Origin of the sequence: Legionella parisiensis (genome assembly GCF_001467945.1) — a bacterium.
Classification (GTDB): Bacteria; Pseudomonadota; Gammaproteobacteria; order Legionellales; family Legionellaceae; genus Legionella; species Legionella parisiensis.
In genome coordinates this window covers 694,077-716,007 of the sequence record NZ_LNYQ01000012.1, presented here as the reverse complement: position 1 = coordinate 716,007, position 21,931 = coordinate 694,077, and the positions used below count along the sequence as shown (strand labels likewise).

The window sequence follows — 21,931 nt, the reverse complement described above, 5'->3', positions numbered from 1 at the left end:
AGAAACAAGTATTTTCTAACTTTCGAGTTTGAGATTTTTAACTCTTTTAAATTTACGCCAAATCTCGCGTATTAAAAAACGAGGATAGGCAGGAACCATTTTTTGCCAAAGCAAAGCATGCCACCAAATATTTACTGATATTGTTGGTTCAAGGCTATAAACCTGATGCCACCAATAGGGCGGAATATAGAGAGTTTCCCCTGGCTTGAGCAGGACTTCAATTGAGTTGGTTTGCTTAAAGCGGGGGTAGCGTATTAAGTCGGGTTGTTCGATATTCTCGATACGACTAATATGATGGGCATCAGATAATATGTTGAAAGGATATAACTTAAAACATTGCAGAGGATCATATAACACTACTTTTTTTAAACCAGCAAGTTGAATCAAAAAATTATTACTTCGATCATAATGCAAGACTGAAACCCCACCTTCGGGTCCAATCCAAAGATTGACAGCTTTTAATTGCTTCGACGAGATGCAAGATGGCAAAGTCCAATCCGATTTTAATTCATCATAATCGGTTAATAATGAGCCCTGTTGAAGATAGTAAAAACCATTCTCTTTATTCGAAGCGAGAACACGATCAATAAAATCCGTAAAAGGAAGACTCATCAGTTTATCCTGACTCTCCGCGCTGAGTCGACACGGATCGGCACCAAAACGTCCATCAATAGAATAGCAACTTTTGACGTCGCAAGAGTGTAATTTATGACTCAGTGTGTTAAAGGACCATGATTCAATATTACCTAGTTTACTTAGTAAATTAGTAATTATGAAAGGAACTGGTTTTACAAAGGACTGTTTGGAGCTTATAGGATAATTTTCATAATCAATAACGGCTACTTCAGATATGCTCTTCATATTAATTCCTTTAAACCAAATTCTGTAACTGTTTCATCAATTCGTTGTGCTATTGTGAATATGTGCTCGCCAGTCAATAAATTCATATGATGGCAGTCAATCATTTGGATTTCTAATTGTTTCACCCATGGACTCCAGCCATTGTCAGCGAGATCATGCAATTGATGAATGGTCTCTACATAGGAGGTGGGAAAATAATTTTTGTTGAATGGTTCCTTTTGAGTGGCTTTAAATAAAATAACCTTGCCAGCATAATATTTAGGTGAGTATTGCTGAATCATTTTACAATTATTCATTATTAGATTGATTAACTTTTGCTGGTGATGCACAGGTAGACCTGTTTGCCCCAAGAGATCTAATAGTAAAGCCTGATTATTCATATTGGTTTCATAAAACTGAGCTATCCTGGTTGCAAAAGCCGTGTCATACATAAAACTGTCAAATAAATAGATAGAAACAATTTCACCCCTCATTTTTTGTAGTCTGTGCGCCACTTCAAAAGCAATCAAGCCTCCCAATGACCAGCCGGCCAAGTAGTAAGGACCTGTTTTTTGTTGTGCCTGGATGAGTTGGACATAATATTCAGCAAGAGCAGAAATATTATCTATCATAGTATCTGGATGGTAAAAATTATAAGGCTCTATACCATAGATTGAGAAATTTTGTATTGCTGAGGCAAGTAAAGAATAAACTTCTGCCCCCCCTGTCCCAGAATGCATTATAAATAAGTTTTGATTATTGCTTACTGATTTAAGTTGGGTAATAGGTGTATAGCTAAGATCATATCCAAGCTGTAAAATTTCTGCTTGATTCATTAACTTACTATGTGTAAACGCCCACGTTATTGCTAAAGAGCTATTAAATCGTTCATTGATCTGGTGTATTAAATGAACAGCAAGAATCGAATCACCACCTACTAAGAAAAAATCATCATGGGTTGTAAACTGATGATGACCCAAAACCTTAGCCCATATCAATTTTAATTGTTTCATTACCAGATCATCTTTATGATCAGAAGATTCAGGTATTTCGCTAAAATAAGTTTTAATTATATCATTTAGCTGTTGCTCATCCGTTTTACCATTAGCTGTATAAGGAATGCTGTCAATAGAAAAATAATAAGATGGCTGCATGTATTCGGGTATATAGTCTTCTAAATACTGTTTCCAAAAACCAGTGGATAAATTAATGTCTTCACTACTTATAAGGAAAGCTATTAGATATTGTTTATCATGATGTCCGTAATATAAAACGCGGCAGCCCTCTATCTTCTGATGGAGTTCTAAATAATATTCAATTTCTCTTAAATCAATTCTAATCCCATGAAACTTTATTTGTCGGTCTTTGCGGCAAATAAATTCAATATTGTTCTCTTGATTCATTCTAACTAAATCACCACTGAGATAAAGTTTGGAGTAAGCATGAGGTTCATTGGATTGATAAAAAGGGTTTTTAATGAATTTCTCGGCAGTTAATTCAGGATTATTTAAATAACCGTCCCCAACAGCATAACCACTGATAGCCAGTTCTCCTATACACCCTTTGGGTACCAGATTTAATCCCTCATCTACAATATAGAGACTAACATTGCTAATCGGTATGCCAATTGGCAAATGTGTTTTTATCTGATGAGTGCGCGCATGATAGTAAGAAACGTCAATGGTTGCTTCTGCGGGGCCATATAAATTATATAGGTTATTTTTATATACGGCCCTGCATTTTTTGTAAAGTTGGCGGCTTAAAATCTCTCCGCCGAGGCAGAGGTGATGTAATTGCGAGAGATAATGAGCATAGTGCGACTGCAAAACCAATTCAAGCATAGATGGAGCAAACTGAGCAATCGTAATTTTTTCTGACTTTATTGTTTGAAGCAAACAATCTGGCTGTTTGTAATTTTTACTATCGACAATAATAGAACGAGCACCCAGTACCAAGGGAAGAAAAAACTCCCAAATCGAGGCGTCAAAAGAACTGTTTGTTTTTTGCAGAAAAATATCTTTATTTGATAGTTTGAATAAAGATTGTCGCCAAAATAAATGATTAATCAAATTAATATGGGTTATTTTTATTGCTTTTGATTGATGAGTAGTCCCTGAAGTAAAAATAATATAAGCAAGTTTATCAATTTTATTGTTTGGGAATTTTCGATCATAGGATTCAATTACATTATTCTGATTGAAATCATCAAGCTCGACTATAGTATAAGATTTTGCATTAAACTTTTTAAGGATTTCCCTGTGTTTAGCAGATGAGATTATAGTCCTAATGTCACTTTGCTTGATGAACATCTGAATGCGTTTTGTAGGTGTAATCTCTGGATCGATTAATAAAAAAGCATTCTCTGAAGCTAGAATAGCGAGCATGCTGGTTATCATATTGATCCCCCGCTCAAGAATTACAGCAATGATTTCTCCTTTTCCCGGAAAACAAGATGATAGTCTCATACTTTGCTGGTAGAGTTCTTGATAGCTTATTAAGTTCTCCCCGTGTTTTATTGCGATTTTTTTTGGAAATCTGTTTACCTGCTTATAAAATAAATCAAAAAGATCATAGGTCGGTGGATGAAACTCAGAAGCGATAGTATTCGTCGCCATTAATTTTTGCTGTTGTTTCTTAGTTAACAGACTTATTGTTGACAGTTTAATCTCCCCATTATCAATAACTGTAGTCAACACGTTTTGAAAGCCCGTTTTCATTTGCTGCATCAAGTGTTTGGTAAACAAATTTTTATTATATTCCAAGGAAACTAACAGCTTGTTTGCTGTTTCAGTGAACGTAAAAACTAAATCAAATTTTGCTAAATTGAGGGGTATTTCATAGGATTTAACCGTAACCTCATTTAAGCAAAGATTGATTGACTCATCTTGGGTATGCCAATTTAGAAGAACCTGAAATAAAGGATTTCTGAGGGGATCTCGTTTTACTTCAACGGCTTGAATAATCTGCTCAAAAGGAATTAATTGATTCTCATAAGACTCAAGACACAAGGCCTTTGAAGAATGTAATAATGAAGTAAAACTGTCATCACTGGAAAATTGATTACGTAATACAAGAGTGTTTAATAAACAACCCATTATTGTTTCTGAGTTTGGCAAATGTCTTTGCGAGATAGGTAAACCCAAAATAATGTCAGTTTGTAACGTAAATTTGTAGAGCAATACGTTAAGAAGAGTATAAATAAACATAAAGGGCGTACACGATTCCTTTTCACAAATCAGTTTAATTTGATTCAGACGGGTTTTATCAATAATGAATTCAAGTTGATGACTGTCATAATTTATTTGGTTAAGTTGACTGGTCTTATAAGGCAAAGCGATTGGTTCATAATGAGCAAGCTTATTTTTCCAATATTGTAATTGTTTTTTTGCCTCTGAAGTTGCTAAAAATTGCATTTGCCAAGCTACATAGTGACTGTATTGATACATTTTAGCGGGAACATTTTGAGTAGGATGGTTATATCTGTGATTTAATTCTTCCATCATTAATTTTAGAGATAGACCATCTCCAATAATGTGATGCATAATAAGTAGAAATAAATGCTTTTTATTAGAAATTTTTAAAAGAAAAGCATTCCAACATCTATGTTTTAAATCAAAAGGCTGAGTAACAGCTTGTTTAATAAATTGATCTAAGTGCAACTCATTTTTAATCGATACGAAATCTAAAGTAAAATAGATATTTTCGGCAATTTCTTGAACAACTTGATTATTATCAATATTATATTTTGCTCTGAGTATTTCATTGTTTTGTACCACCTGGTTTAAACTTTTTTCAAACAGCAGCCTGTTTAAATCACCCTCTAATGTAAAGGATAAAACCATGTTATAGCTTTGATTTATTTTACTGTTTACCTGACTTAAAAACCAAATCCTTTTTTGTTCTGCAGATAATTGCTGAGAATTAATTTTGCCAGGTAAAAACTCACTAATATTTTGCTGCTTTAATTTTTGCCTGCTTAGATAATGAACTAAATCAGAAAACTGGGGATGATTAAAAATGACAGTAATAGGACAGCTAATTTGAAGATAATTTTCAATCTGAAGTACCAATTGCATTGCTTTTAATGAATGGCCGCCTAATTCATAAAAATTGGAGTTATGGTTAATTACGTTTAGTTTAAAAATACGTTTCCAAATCGAACTCAAACTATCAGCGATAATGGAATTTTTTGCATAATAATGTTCCTGTTTGTTTGATTCAATTGAGCTGCGATAAATTGTTTTTAATACCTCATAATCAATTTTATCATTGGAGTTAAGAGGAAATTGTTCGAGAGCAATTGAAGCTACAGGAATCATATAATGGGGTAATGATTGGCTCAATTTTTCTTTAACATAGTCATTAAGCGGTTGCTTGTATTTTTTGTATCCTTTACAAAAAGCAATTATTTTTTGTTCTTCTTCAATAAAAAGCAACACAACTTGCTTAATTCTTTTAAGATTCAATAAGTGTTCTTTAATTTCACTTAATTCAATGCGATTACCTCTAATTTTTACTTGCTTATCTTTACGTCCCAAGTATTGGATATCACCTTGTGGTAACCAACAAGCTAAGTCGCCTGTTTTATAGAGAAATTTTTGATGGAATTGTTTTTTCTCTGCAAAGGGGTTATTTATAAATGAATGTTCTGTTAATTCTTTATTTTGAAAATAACCTCTAGCCAACCCTATACCACTCACACAAAGTTCACCTGGAACCCCCACAGGCGTCAATTGATTGTATTGATCAAGGATAAGGACTTGAGTATTCAACAAAGGCCTACCAATAGGAATAGGGTTACACTTCGCGATATTATTACGATTTATCCGTTTAAATGTTGCGTCAATGGTAACTTCAGTGGGTCCATAAAGATTAACAATTTCTACATTTTTTCTTTCTAATATTAATTTTACCAGGTTGTAAGCTAACTCTTCGCCACCTGCACAAAGATACCGAAGATCTGATGCCTGTTCAAAGTCAGCTGTTTCCATTAATAAAGGAAGTAAAGAAGGTACGAATTGCGCGATAGAAATTTTTTCAAGTTTCATCCATTTTACCAGGCTGGAAAAATCTTTTTGTTCTTTACTTCCAGGTATGCATAGTTGAGCCCCGGTTAAAAGTGGTACGAATATTTCCCATATTGAAGCATCAAAACCATAACTTGATGATTGCATAAAACGATCGGTTTTTTTAAGGTCAAGCTCCTGAGTCATCCACTTAACGTAGTTTATGACACTCTTATGCTCGATCATAATGCCTTTGGGCTTTCCAGTAGTACCTGAGGTAAAAATCATATAGGCGAGATTATTGTGATGCAGTTTTGGAAAAAATACCGCAGGAGTTGATTGAGTCCCCCGGTTATCATCGACACTAATTAAAATACAAGGGAGGTTATTTAATTTATTTCGATTAACATTATCGCTAATTACCAACTGACAATTTGTTTCGGCAATAATTGTTTTAATACGCTCTTGAGGTAAGGCCGGATCGATTGGCACATACATCCCTCCCAACTTAATAACCGACATAATAGCCAGAATTTGATTTATTCCTTTTTCCATTAGAAGAGGAATAGCTGTTTCCATTTTAAATTCTTGTTTGCTATGAAATTGGTATTGATGAAGAATATAAGTAGAAAATGTATTAATCATTTGCTGAAACTCTACATAACTAATCTTGTGTTTCTCATAGCTAAGAGCAGTATTATTAGGGTAGTTCAAACAAATTTGCTCAAAAGCAGCGATAATGTTCATTGCAGGTGGCAAATCCACTGCAAATGGACTATTAAAACGCTTTAATAATGTTGTTTTTTCCTGTGTGGATAAAATTTCAATCTCTTTGATGGGGCTTTCCGCGGAATTGATCATGTTTTTAAGACAATAACTAATATGACTCAGCATTGATTTGATGAGTGTGTGGGCAAAACAATGCACATCATAAATAGCAGTCAGCGTTAATTTTTTTTGATGACTAAAAACAAAGGAAAGTGGGTAATGAGTTTCTTCATTAATTTTGCTTTTTGATAGCAGGCCTTCTTGATGCTGCGGATAATTTTCAAAAACTGAAATGTATTGAAATAACCCCGCATTACCTTTCCAGCCGATAGCTTCTTTAATTTCTGATAGGCTAATAAGTCCATGTTGTTGAGAATCACGTATTTGCTGATGCAAATTTTGGATTAAATCAATAACCAGGTCATCTCTTTTTAATTGTATTCTTACAGGCAATGTATTGATTAATAAGCCCACTATATTTTCCACACCGTTGAGCTCAATATTTCTACCAGAGACGGTCATTCCAAATAACAAATCTTCATCATTGCTGTATTTAGCCATCACTAAACTCCAGGCGCTATGAATAAGTGTATTGAGTGTGATGGTATGTTGTTGGCAAAATAATTCGCATTTACTCAGTAATTCATCAGGTAAATGCAAAGATACATGGCTACTTTTTCTAACCAACCGAGTTGTTTTGTGAATGAGTAATTGTGTGGGTTTATTAAAATTTTTTAACCTGTTTTTCCAATAATAAAACACATTCTCTCTCGGTTGTTGCATGAACCATGTGATATAGTTCCCAAATGGAAGAGTGGCATGTTGAAAACGTTTTTGCTCCATATGCCTATACAAAAAATCGAGTTGTTTCAGTAATAAATTAATACTCCAACCATCTAAAATAATATGATGATGACTCCATATAAATAAATGACTCCCCCTGTCCAGGTATATGAAATAAAAACGCATACAACCAGGTTTTTGCAAGTCAAAATTATGCGCTTTATCCTGGGCAAATAGGTTGTCTAATTTATTCTTAACATGATCTTCTGAGAGATTTGTCCAGTTATGTTCATGCCAATTAAGAGGAGCTGTCTTATGTACCATTTGTACTGGACAGTCAAGTTGATGAAAAGATGTACGCAGTATGGCATTTCTTTGTATCAGTTCACTCCAAGCATTTTTGAAATTAATTACATTAATCGGAGTATCTATGGTCCAATGTAGTTGAGCAATGTAGGGATCATTTTTTTCTGTGGCATGAAATAGGAGGCCTTGTTGCAAATGAGTTAAAGGATATATTACTTCAATATCTTTATCTTTAGTTAATTGGGTTAAGACATCCTGGGCTAAATTAATTAATGGAAAATCAGAGATTGTGTAAACCGGAGATTTTATTGAGGTGCAAAAACCTAATATTCGTTCAAACTCTTGAGTAATTTTTCGCTGTAGCGCATGCATAGAGGCTTGGTGGAAATGCTTACTACTGTAACTTAACTGCAATTTAAATTGCTGATTGATAAAATAGCAATTTATTGCTAAAGGATAATCGGATTGATTAATGGCACTTACCCATTGAGTGGTATCTGTTTCAATGAAACTAAATTGTCCTTGCGCTTGATTATCCAGTACTCCCATATAGTTAAAACTTAAAGAGGGGTGAATGTATTGTTTCAATTTTTTTGTGTGTTGATTCTTTAGTAAATAACAAAGAGCTCCATATCCAATGCCTTTATCAGGGATCTTGCGGAGATAATTTTTTATATAAAGGATAAGGTTTTGTAGTTGGGTAAAATCAGCATGGTCAAAATGAACAGGGTAAAGGCTTGTAAACCAACCTGTAATTTGATTCCCCTCGTTATTTTCAGCAATTGGTTCTCGACCATGCCCCTCCATTTCAATAGAAAGTTCATTTAACCCTCTCCATTGATTAAAAGCGCTGAGTAACGAAGCTAAAATTAATTCTACTGGAGAAGTTCTTAGGTTTTCATGAGCGGTGGTAAGTAATGCTTTGCTTTGATTGGCGGTTAAAAAAACGTCTAAGTGATGCATATCAGCTTGCGTAAAAGAGGAAGGCTGCAGATCAAAAGGCAGCATTTTGATTTTTTCACTGACCTTAAGCCAATAATGGACTTGTTGCGAAAAGACTTTATTTGCATAATGTTGCAATTGTTGAAGCCAAATAAAGAAATTAACATTTTTCTTTATTTTAGGTACTAATGCTTCATTATTTTGTTCAAGAGAAGTATAGATTTTTTTAAAGTCAGAAATTAACAAGTACCAAGATACATTATCGCATATTAAATGATGACACACCCAGAATAATTGGTTTTGAGGCGCATCCAATCCAGAGAAACAAGCAATTGCATGCATAGGTCCTTTTTCAATATTTAAAGATGCATGCAGCGTCTTGCAGTGTTGGGCAATTATTTCTGTTTTTTCTGAGGGATTAACTCCACTTAGATCATAGAATTTAATGGGTACAGAGCAAGATTTTTTATCAGTTGCATAGTACTGCTTCCATCCATTTTTTTGCTGTTTAAAACGTAAATGCAAACTGTCATGTCGTTTCAGCAATTCAGCCATAGTTTGCTTCAATAAACGTTCATCGTAGGGCTCCGTACGACCAAGCATAATCGCTTGGTTATAATGGTGTGGGTTTGCTAATAGACGTTCAAAAAACCATTGTTGAACAGGAGAAAGATTAAAGGGTCGATTGGGCAATATCTCACTTACTGCACGTTCATCTGATTTTTTAATGTGCTTGGCCAATTCATTAATAGTAGGATATTTGTCAACCAAATAAGGGGAAAAACGGTAACCTCTTTGATGCATTAAGGCAGTTAAATGAATGGCATTAATTGAATCCCCTCCCACAGCATAAAAATTAGATTCTGCACTAATCCTATGCGAGCCAAGAATCTGTGAATATACTTCAATCAGCACCGCTTCCTCTGTGTTAGGCGGTTTCATTGTATGTTGAGACGTTGGTGTTTTAACTAACGTTGCCAAAGCTTTTTTATCCACTTTAGAATTAGGCAAAAGCGGTATGGTTTCGACTAGAATGTAATCATTTGGAACCATAAAAGGAGGTAATTTTTTCTGTAAGTAGTTACGGTAATCATTCGCATTAAATAATCCCTGTTTGTCTTCCTCAATAAAGACAGTTAATTTTTGCTGGTTATTTTTATCTGCAATAACGACACTGTGTTTCACATTATCATGATTTAATAAACTATTTTCTATCTCGTTTGGTTCGATACGATAACCACGTACTTTCAGTTGTCCATCATTGCGCCCCAAATAGATCAATTCACCTTGTTCTGTCCATTGGACCAAATCCCCGGTTTTATATAAATAATTGAAAGCAGTTTCATTAGCCTCCTTTCCGAACGCCACTGAGGAGGCGAATTGCTGGGTCGATGCGGTGCTCGAATCCCCATGTACTCGCGTGTATATCCCGGTTCTCTGCTCCGCGTCTCCTCGCACGTCACTCATCTCAGCGAGTTTGGAAAGAGGTCTATTGCTGGATTGAAAGGGGTTAGCAATAAAACGTTGTTGCATCAGTTCAGGACGGTTTAAGTAGCCTCTTGCTAATCCCACGCCACTTACGAAGAGTTCACCTACAGCTCCAATTGGGGCTAGTGCTCCATACTGGTTCAGAACGTATAATTTAGTATTGGGATGAGGTTTCCCAATCGTTGGTTTTACGCCAGGTTTGCAGATGGTCATTGAAACACAAATGGTCGCTTCAGTAGGTCCATAGTCATTAATGAAATGGTAATTTAAGGCCCAGCGATCGACCAAGGCTTGATGACAGACATCGCCGCCGCTAATAATCACTTCAAGAGACGGGAAATTCTGCAATTTAATATTTTCAAGTACATAAGGCGGTGCATCAAGATGGCTAATAGCCTTTTCTGAAATTAACTGTCCAATCTCTTTATAAGGCGGCAACTCATCTGGTGTTGGTACGATCAAAGTAGCACCATTGAGTAAAGCCAAAGACCACTCTTGAACGGAAGTATCAAAGCATGGTGAATTTAATTGTAATAGCCGGCTTTTAGATGAAACTTTTAGAGCCTTCGCGGTATTCAAAGCCAGATTTACAACGCCTTGGTGCTCAATAAGAACACCATTGGGTATCCCCGTTGAGCCTGAAGTATAAATAATATAGGCTAATTGTTTAGGATGGTGTTTTATAGGGGGTAGCTTTAGGTCAACGCTTTCTTCTGGAATATAAATTAGGCGACTTTTATAATGAGTTAATTCTTTTGATAATTGAGAATTCGTAATAATAAACGTCGGATTGGCATCCTCAACTATAAAATCATTTCTTTGCTTTGGATAAGATGGATCAAGAGGGACATAGCATCCTCCCGCCTTTAGGATACCTAAGATGCTAACAAATAAATCAATACCGCGAGGTAAATAAATTGCAATAACCGTTTCAAGCGGAAAATCATGTTGATATTCTTGCACGTAGCTTGTATGAAGGTGATGAGCTAACTGAGTAGATTGTTTATTCAGACTTTCATAAGTCAGTGTTTTTTCCCCTTGGCACAGAGCAACTTTATTGGGATGTTGATTCACTTGCCTTTCAAATACCTGGTGAATGGTTAAAGGCGGCAAAGCGGTTGCAGTATTATTCCACTGCTCCAAAAGTCGTAACTCGGTTTCTGGCACAATAGTTAAATCACTTATCCTTTTATGAGAATGATGGGTAATCTCAAAGAGCACTTGTTTGAGATGCTGCATCATTCTGGCTATTGTTTCCGCGGCAAAATATTCTGCGGCGTAAGTGAGATCAATGCACAATTTCTCTGATAAGGAGAAACTGATGGTCAATGGAAAATTCGTTTTTTCAACAAAATATAATTTATTCTTTAACGTTGATGGATAATTTTCAAAGAGCGTTAATGAGTAAAAAAGAGGTAAAGCCTGGTTCCAATCCACCACTTTCTTAATTTCATGTAAACCGACATAACTGTAAGATTGGGCTTGCTGAATATCTCGTTGAAATTCGTGCATACTACTTAAAACATGATTATTGTCATCAAGTTGTATATGCAGAGGGATAGTATTAATCAATAGACCAGGAATTTTATCTATATTATTTACATTAACCGTTCTTCCAGAAACCGTAGTTCCGAAAACAACATTTTTTTGTGCACTATAATTTGCTAATAAGATGGCCCAAGCCATTTGTAACACCGTATTGATTGTAATAGCGTGTTCTTGAGAGAACTGTTTCAGGTGCTGCGTTAAATTTTCAGAGAGGAAATCCGTCAATGAAAGATAGGTGCTGTTGATGTCATACTTAACCAGTGATTTTTTTGTTACATTGAAATGAGTTGGATAACAGACCCCCTGTAGCTTCTGTTTCCAAAATGAGAGCGCAATATCTTTATCCTGCTTGTCTAACCATTCAATATATTGGCTAAATTGATATGGATTAGGTAAAGGTTTGCTCTTTTTTTCTTCAAGATATTCATAAAACAAATCAAGTTTATTTAAAAGTAGAGGCAAACTCCAACCGTCCAGCATAATATGATGATGTGTCCATAATATAATATGTTCATCTGGGTTTAATTTGATGAACGTCACTCGCATGGGGGAAGGGCTATCTAAATTAAAATGTTCTTCTCTATCCTTGACAAGGTAGGATTTTAATTTAGTTTGTTGTTTTTGTTTGGAAAATGCTGACCAGTCTATGACTTGCCACTTCAGATTGATTTGTTTGTGAATTAATTGTTGAGGCTCCTCTCCTGTTTTCCATACAAAACTGACACGTAATATTTCGGTATCTGCAATTAATAGTTCCCATGCTTTCTTATAATTATCCTGATTAATGCCTCTCGTGTACCAATACACTTGATTGAGATATAAATCGCTATTTGGATAGGCTAAATGGATGGACAGCATATTTTTTTGGATGGAACTAAGTCGATAATTGGTTAAATTGACTTCGCTTTTTATTAGATCCACGGTAGGTTTACGTGCTTCATTAATCCGTTCTTTTTGTCGATTCTTAGCTAAATTAGCTGCCATGCATTGTGCAAGAGTAGCAATGCTTGGAAACGTGTAGAGCTCCTGAACCGTAACGGGGAGACCTTCGTTTTGAATTTCAGATACTACTTGAATTGCCTGAATTGAATCGCCGCCCAAATGGAAAAAATTATCATTACGGTCTATTTCTGTGAATGAAATAAATTTAGACCAAATAGCGGCAAGCTTGATTTCCAAGTCGTTTTGCGGTTTTTCTTTAATTGCGCCAGGAGTTTTTTTGTGCTCATTTAGCTCTTTTAATTTGGGAAAATCAATTTTACCATGGTGATTAAGAGGTAATTTCTCTACAAAAATATAACTCTTGGGTACCATGTAAGGCGGAAGCTGATACGACAATTGCTGCTTTATAAATTGAATGTATTCCCCTTCGGTGAAGATTGGGCTAAACGTGATATTTTTATTCTTAAATAAACGATTATAAAAAGGATTGGATTGCTTAATTGAATGAAAATGAAATGAATTATAGTTAAATGTATGCAGTAAGTTATTTTCCCGCCAAATTTCTGCTCGAATAAAATAATCTGGATTGAGCTCATTTTTACATAAACGATACTCACAACCGAGACGAATTATATCTCCCTTTTTAACCCTAAGCTTATTATTTAAAGCGGGAAAATAAACAGGAACCCAACAATGGTTATCCTCTAAAATATCAAGATAATTTCCTTCCTGATCATATAAATTCAGCCAAGCCATGAAGCCAGAAAATTGCGTATTACGGTTTATGGTAATGGTGGTATTTTCTTTATTTTCAGTGTTTGTATCCCCATTGAACGATAAATTTTCCAAAACCGCAGAATTTGAAATCAAATAATCATGATTGATATTCTTGATACATATTCGGGGTAGAAATTGATAATCAAGATTGGCATATATTTTTTCCGCATAAAGCGCAGCCAATGGTCCAAATCCCGCATACTCAAAAAACTCATCAGGAAGAGAGACTGCGGCTATTTTTGTTATTGCTTGCTCAGGAATCAAAACCCCATCTGGTTTTAAATGCCTTTTTTTAGCATCATTGAGTATAACTGCCGCACCTTCCGAGCCTCCAATGGCGCCAACTATTTCCGAAACAATAAGATCGACTTGTTCTGGTAAATTGACTTTACGCGAATCCCCATGGATCAAAATAATTCGATCGGCTAAATTAAGCTTTTCTAAAGTATTTTTAGCATCAAGGTAACTTTTCTCGACATATTCAATGGCATAGACTTTTTTTGCCCCTGCGTTAATTGCCAATCGCGCTAGAATTGCATCTTTGCCCGTACCTATATCTAAGACAATTTTATTATAAGCTAACTTATTAAGGGATTTTTGATAAAAAAAGTTACGCTTCGAATCATTAGACATTATATTGTAAATAAATTCATCATACACATAAAATTCTGCCAAGGATGGCCATAACTCCAGCTCATTTGATTTGGTAAAATGATTTGCTTCTAAAGCAATAAAAGAAACCAATTGATCATGGCTTTCCAGTGTGACCACATTTTCCCGCACAAAGGGAAGAGTCGATATTTTTTGCTCAATCTCTTGCGGTTCAATGCGAATGCCATGATATTTAATTTGTCTATCTACTCGACCAATGAATTCCAAATCGCCATTTATTAGCCAGCGTACCCTATCCCCCGTCTGATAAACTCGTTGTTGCGAATCAAGTAAAGAAATACTATGAAATTTTGCTTCTGCATCAGGACAGTTTATATAACCGTCAGTGAGCTGTTCTCCTCCTATGTAAAGTTCTCCCTCGGCTCCCTGCGGTAAAAGTCTTTGCTGCTCATCAAGAACATATAAGTCAACATTGGGCAAGGGTTTGCCTATATTATTAGGAAGAGTATCTTGGGTGACATATTTATAGGAGGCACAGATTGTGGCTTCTGTTGGGCCATAGGCATTGATGAATAATCTATCTTTAGCCCAAAAATAGAAATGGTCTGGATCACATTGCTCGCCAGCGATGATCAATGTCTCTAAAGCCAGGTGCCTGTCTTTAGGTATTGACGCAAGAAAGGATGGCGGAAGTGTTGCAACATTAATTCCATAGAAATTGATATAGTCTGATAGAGCTAGTGCATCTTTACGTAAGTGTTCTGGTATAAGATATAAGCTCGCACCACTTAGAAAAGCGGTGGTAATTTCGGAAAGTGACGCATCAAAGGAACAAGGAGCAAATTGTAACACCCTACTTTCAGGTTGAATTTTAAATCCTTCAATTTGGGAATAAGCTAGATTTAACAAGGCATGTTCACGGATAGGGACGGGTTTTGGAAAGCCAGTTGAGCCCGAAGTGAATATAATGTAGGAATAAGGATTATTCTTTTTGTAGCCCTTGTTTTTGTAATCTATATCGTTAGATTGCCAGTTTATTTCATCAAGACAAAAGATTATATTCCGTTCCTCTTCTAAACCAAGTTCCTTTGCTTTATATGAATAAGTAATAATTAAATCTGCCTGGATATATTTAATTAAAGAACCAAGGCGTTCCCGTGGCTGCTCTGGATTGAGTGGTACATAACAGGCATTTAATTTCCATATGGTTAATAAACTAATAATCCAGTCAGTATTTCCTGGTAAATAAGTGGCAATTTTTAGAGGTTTATTGCCTAAATCTAATTTGGTTTTTAAAGAGTTAGCTAATTGATTGATTTTTTTTGATAAATCACCATAATGAAGCACTTCAGCACCCTGATGAATGGCAATATTAGAGGGTGTATCCTCAGCCTTCTTTTCAATGGCCGCAATTAACGATAAACTCTGCTTTTTATCTGATTTTATTCCTTGTCCTAAACTAAAAATCAAAGCCTCTTCTTTTTTAGACAACCATTGAATAGGCGCAGAGATGGATTCTGTCTCGATAATCTGACTGATTAACGCTTTGTATTTAAGTGCCAAATTTTCTATATATTCTGACGTATATAGATCTTTTTTATATTCAAACAGGAGAACAAGACCTTTCACTTTTTCATTCGCAAACAGGGTAAGATCACATTGCGCTGTATCTAAATAAAAATAATCAATATCACAGAACAGTTTTTCAAGGTTTATCTTGTATTGCTGTGGTTCACTAATAAAATCAAACCCAATTTGGTAAGGTAGGCCAAGATTTAAACTTTCCATCAGGTGTTCTAAAGGAATATCTTGATTTTTTAAGGCATTAATATAACTTATTTTTACAGCGCTTAAAGCTTCAGAAAAACACCCATCAGCATTGATAGGAGTTCTGACAGCCACCGTATTGATAAAAGAACCTAATATCTCTTCCAAACCAGACAAATGTCGATTAGCAACAGGCATACCTATAACGATATCTTCTTTATTCGTGTACTTAGCGACTACTAATTTAAAAGCAGTAAGGAGTACCATGCTCAGAGTGACATGATTGTTATGAGAAAACTGGTGTAATTTTTGGGTATCTCTTTTTGAAAGATTGAGTTTAAATCGCGCACCGCAACCCTCGCTGTTAGCCGACAAAGAAAGATGGTCCCGTCGTAAGGCGGTATTGGGATTATTTTTTAGTTGCTTTTCCCAATAGTTAAGCTGTTCCTCAAAACTTTGTTTCATTAATAATTGATTCTGCCAAGTTGAATAATCAATATAATCAATTTTAGAGGCGCCTAATTCAGAACAGTCGATGCCATTATTATTTATTGATAGGCGATAATAATGACTCAGCTTTTCCAAAAATACATTTAAAGACCAAGCATCAGTAATAATGTGATGATGATTAATCAACAATTTAAATTGAGATTTAGCTAGTTGAAATAAGGTGACATCGATTAATAGATCTTTTTCTAAATTAAAAACTCGCTTCGCGTATTTTTTTATCTGATTAAATGGATTTTTATTTTTTAGTTGAATTACATTTACTTTTAGTTGTTTTTCTGAAAATTTTTGATACAACTTTCCTTTGCTAAATTCAAAATTAATCGTGTAAACTTCATTTTCTTTAATGATCTGATTAATCGATTTTTCTAGAGCACTAATATTTAAATCACCTTGGATACTGATAACAATTGGCACGTTAAATGACCAAGGAAATTCTTCTTGCATTTTAGCAGCATACCAGATTCTTTTTTGGGAGCTGGAAGCTAAAAAGATTTGTTCCTCACGTGAACATTTTGCAATAGAGGGTAAAAACTCTGTTTTAAAGTGTTGGTTTTCTATTTTTTTGGCTAACTCATAAATTGTGGGGTTATTGAAAATATCTGCAATATCAAATTTTGTTTTAAAAAGAGCATTGAGCTTGTAAGTCAATGACATAGCCGATAATGAATTTCCACCAAGATCAAAGAAACTCTGGTTGATGTCTGCACTAGATAGATTTAAAGTTTTTTTACACAGCTCAAGAATCATTGATTCAATTTCATTTAAATTATTATTTTGTTCCACATTCATTTCTAACAGCGAATGGTGGTGTTGCATTAATTCAATGCGATTAATTTTTCCCGATATAGTTTTAGGAAACTGTTCATAAATATAGATAAAAGAAGGAATAAATAATTTGGGTAAGTAAGCATTAAGATATTTATTTATCTCTAACTTGGTTAAGGATTTGTTACTGCTTTGGATAAAAGCTATAAGCTGTTGCTGTTCTTGCTCTACAGATAAAACCACTGCATTTTGAATTAAAGAATGCTTATGCAACAAATACTCTATTTCTGTGAGATCTATTCTGATGCCATTAATTTTAATCTGAGAGTCATTACGCCCAGCAAGTATGAGACTCCCATTCTCTTGCCGAAAAGCCAAATCACCTGTTTTAAATAAACGGACAGGCTTTTCAATTAAAGTTTCCGTAATGAATTTTTTTTGCGTTAATTGATTATCGATATACCCTTGTGCCAGTCCGTCTCCGGCAATACACAACTCACCAATCACACCCATTGGCAGGGGTTGATTAAACTGATCGAGGACATAGGCTTGCATATTATCGATAGGTTGCCCTATTGGGATAGATAGAGTGTGACTATTCTCTATATTTATTTCAAAAAAGCAGGCATCTGCAGCAACCTCAGTGGATCCATATAAATTAAGCAGTCTCGCTTGGGGAAAACATGATTTAAAATGGGGTAATAAATGGCTGTGAATTGTTTCACCGCTTGTAACGCATATCCTCAGCTTATTTAGTTTAAGCTGATGGGCTTGCATATAGTCAAGCATTATTTTCAGCCAGGACGGTGTTAAGATAAGCCAACTAATGTGGTTCGTTACTAGTGAATTCGTTAATTGCTCAATGGAAAGGCGCTGCTCCTGGCTGATAATATATAAAGGAATTCCTTTAAGTATTGGGCCAAATATTTCCCATAATGAATCTACGAAACTCAGAGCAGTTTTTTGGCTGCACCGGTCATCGTTTTGAAAGGGAAACTTTTCCCACATCCACTCCAGTCGATTAACAATAGATCTGTGGGTACTTTTGACACCTTTGGGCTGGCCGGTTGATCCTGAGGTATATAAAACGAAAGCAAGATCATCAATTGAATTTTGGTTATTGATAAGAGGGCTGTTTTTAGTTTCAAGAAGATTTTCAATAACCACTGCTTTTATATTTTTATTTGCCAGCTTTGAAAATACAGATTGATGTTGTTTTTCAGTAAGTACAATTTTGACTTGACTGTCTTGCAGCATATATTGCAGACGCTTTTGCGGGTGCCTTACATCCAATGGTAAAAATGCCGCTTTGGCTTTTAAAATACCAAATAGACCAATAATCATATTAATACCTGGATCAATAGCTATTCCTATTAAATCATTAATTTCATTGGACAGGTTTATTAATTGTGCAGCAAGCTGATCGGACTTTTGATGAATAAAAGAATAACTGTATGGTTGATTGTCATGATCAATAACAGCAACATCGTCTGCTTGAATTAAAGCACGCTCAACGAGCAATTGATTTAACGTTTTATATTGCCTGCTCACGTGGGTATTATTCCAAAGATGAATAAGCTTATTCTTCTCATCTTTGGTTAGAATATCGAATGCATATAATGTTTTTTGAGGGCAGTTGAAGACATTTTCCGCTAAAGAAATAAAATGGGCAGCCATATTTTCTATTTTGCTTTTTTTAAATAACAGAGTTGAAAACTCAAAATAGCAATTTAGGTAGTCGCTGTATTCCTCAATATGAAGGGTTAACTCGGACTTACTTAATTGAACATGATGCGCTAACAGTTCACATTGTGCGGTGCCTAGTTTGAGAGTGGGTAATTCATGCATTTTTTCAAAAATAAAAAAGGTATTTAGATTCCCTTCCGCATTTAATTGCAACTGACTCAGTTCCGTATCCGAATGAATATTAAATTCACTCATAGCATAAAGATTGTAAAATTGATCTGATATATTTTTTACCAATTTCAAGTAATCATCTTGCCAATTAAAATCAATAGATAATGGAAGAGTATTTATTGCACACCCCATTTCCTCTTGATCACGTATGGAAATAACGGTGCCTAAACTAAGGTGATTTTTTTGACAGTATCTTCCTAAAAGCAAGCTAAAAATCGATAACAATGTCAAATATATAGTGCTTTTATTCGTTTTTGTTAATTCTTTAATTAAAGCCAGTTGTTGATGGGAAATGATGAAATAATGACGCGATCCCGCTCCCTCGATAAGGGAAGTGTTTGCTTTGCTCATAGAGTCTGCGTTTTCGATAACTCCTTTATGAGGGGAAAAATCATAGGGAAGAGGAAGGGGTTCTATAGCTGCCAATTGCTGTTTAAATGAATTTATCAATTGTTTTGAAGGCGCGGTAATGTGCTTCTTATTAAAAGGTATTTTATTTACTTGCTGGAGAGCATTATATTTTTGAAAAATTAAGCGCGTAAATTGTTGCTGGGACCAACCGTCAAAAATAATATGGTGGATAACAAGACTAAGAATATACTGTTTTGGTTTTATTCTAAAAATATGTCCTCTTATTAAAAAATCTTTCTCAAGATCAAATCGTTGATGCAGGTTTAAAGAAATTAATTGGTCAATGTCCTTTTCCTGCGCCATAACATGTTGTAATTCCCAATCTAAATGATGATTAATTAAATTTATTTTTTTATCCAGGACTTTAAAATGACTGGATAGAGCGGGATTTTCTTTTATTATTTCCTTTAAGCAGTGATTTAATTTTTTCAAAGATAAAGAACCACTTATCTTGATTAAAATAGGAAGATGATAAGGGCTTTGGGTGCCTATAATTTTTTTTTCAAGGAACCAAAAACGTTTCTGCGATATATTTATTTCACCGGGAGTAGGAGCAGGAAAGCTGACGCTTTTTGAATCCTTTATCAGTTTGCGTTTTATGAAATTACTCAGTTTGGTAATAGAATTATTTTTATATAAATCAGTTATGGTACAAGGAGTTTTGAACCTATTTTGTATACTAATGGCCAAGCTCATTAACATTAAAGAATTAAAGCCCAATTCAAAAAAACTATGCTGGGCATTGAAATCACTCGTAGGAAGCAACATGTTACATTGGTTGATTACAAAAGAAGAGATTTCATCTTTACCCAAATGAGTTTCTTCCTGTCGCACCTGGCCTGTTGAAGCAAGAATTTTCCGGTCGATTTTTCCATTGGAAAGCAAGGGAAAACTATCCAGTTTAATCAGTGCATTAGGTATCATATAGGAAGGAAGTTCGTCGTGTAAAAACTGTCTAATCTCCGAAAGCTGTAAATCAGAATTAGAAGAGCGTATATAAGCAGTTAAGAATTGAAATGAATCAGATGAAGATAATAGAACTACTGATTGCTTTATATCTGGATGTTTGTTGAGATAACTTTCTACTTCCGCCAATTCAAAACGATTTCCATACAAGCTGACCTGATAGTCCGCCCGTCCCTTATGCTCGAGATCATTATCTTTATTTAAACAGACTAGATCGCCTGTATTGTAAATTTTTTCATAGCACGGTTCATCAGTTTGTTTATTAAAAAAAGGATTTGGCCGAAACTTTTGTTCACTTAATTCCGCATTATTTAGATAACCAGGTGAAATTCCTAATCCACTCATCCATAAAGTTCCTGTCTCACCGGCTTTAACAGGCGATAGATTCTCATCTAAAATATAGGTTTTCGTATAGTGAATTGGCTTTCCAATTGGTACCCACGAATCCTTTGCCTTGAGTTCATTAATCTCAAAAAAAATCGCTGAAGTATATTCGCTTGAACCATAACGATTTAATAGTTTCACATTTGGTAATGCTTGTTTTAAATGTAAAGCGAGCTTAGTTGATAACGGTTCACCACTAATTTCAAGATGATTTAAACTTGGAATTACTGCTGCTAAATTCGGATAAATATCCAGAATGAGCTGCAATTGTGATGGTACCAGGACAAGGCGAGTGACCTTATGCTTGTCTAAATATTGAATAAATTGCTGACTATCAAACTCCATTTTGGGGGGTAAAATAACAAGGGGAACTCCTTTTAATAAAGGAAGGAACATTTCACCAACTGCATCAACAAAATGGACAGGAGCCTTTAAACAACAAATGTCATTTTTTTTAAAGGGATGGTGTTTCCATATCCATTCAAACCGATTAATCATTGCGGAATGCGTAGCTAGTACTCCTTTCGGTTCACCAGTTGAACCTGAAGTGTAGATTACATAAGCCTCAGCTTTGTTTGTAACCAATAAATTATTAATTTTAGTGGCTGTTAATTCGATACTGTCGATATTTAATATTGAAATGTCATCCGTTTTATTTTTTTTATATAGTTTTTTATTGGTGATTAATAAAGAGGAATTACTTTTTTTTAAAATATTGCTTAAGTAACGTTCACTGTAATGCGCATTAATAGGTATGTATATGGCTCCAACTTTTAATATTGCCAAGCAAGCAACAACAAACTCAGCAGAACGCTCCAATAAGATTGAGACAAATTGTCCTGCTTCCACGCCATGTTCAACTAAGTAATTTGCTAATTGCGTCACTTGTTCATTAAGTTCAGCGTAACTTATGGTTCCTTGTTCAGTAATTAGAGCGACTTTATGAGGAGAAGAATTAGTTTGATCTTCAAAATAATGGATAATTGATAAAGGACGTTGGTTTTTTTTTTTATTGTACATCATAAATACCTTTTATTGATTACAATTGGTGCATATGGCTATATCAATCATATCTTGATAAAAATATAACTTGGTTATTACTATACACAAACTCATTTTTACTAATTAACATTTAAGAAAATAAAATTTTTCAAATTTTTTTTTCTTTTTAAAACTAGCATTTTTTTAAGTGCCCTTGA

2 protein-coding genes are annotated in these 21,931 nt (G+C 34.8%); both read right to left on the bottom strand.

Annotated elements, in window-relative coordinates; all coding sequences use genetic code 11:
• Positions 1-15 precede the first annotated feature (15 nt).
• Positions 16-861 carry a cupin-like domain-containing protein gene (locus Lpar_RS05670; RefSeq protein ID WP_058517007.1) on the bottom strand — a complete coding sequence of 282 codons (846 nt, stop codon included), beginning with the start codon at positions 859-861 and terminating at the stop codon, positions 16-18.
• Positions 858-21,755: a non-ribosomal peptide synthetase gene (locus Lpar_RS05665; protein WP_082650338.1), complete on the bottom strand. Its 20,898-nt coding sequence runs from the start codon at positions 21,753-21,755 to the stop codon at positions 858-860. The genes Lpar_RS05670 and Lpar_RS05665 overlap by 4 nt, the downstream gene beginning before the upstream one ends.
• Between the last annotated feature and the right edge of the window lie 176 nt (positions 21,756-21,931).

Coding starts and splice junctions, on each gene's coding strand:
- Lpar_RS05670 (WP_058517007.1), bottom strand. CDS start 861: ATGAAGAGCATATCTGAAGTAGCCGTTATTGATTATGAAAATTATCCT.
- Lpar_RS05665 (WP_082650338.1), bottom strand. CDS start 21,755: ATGATGTACAATAAAAAAAAAAACCAACGTCCTTTATCAATTATCCAT.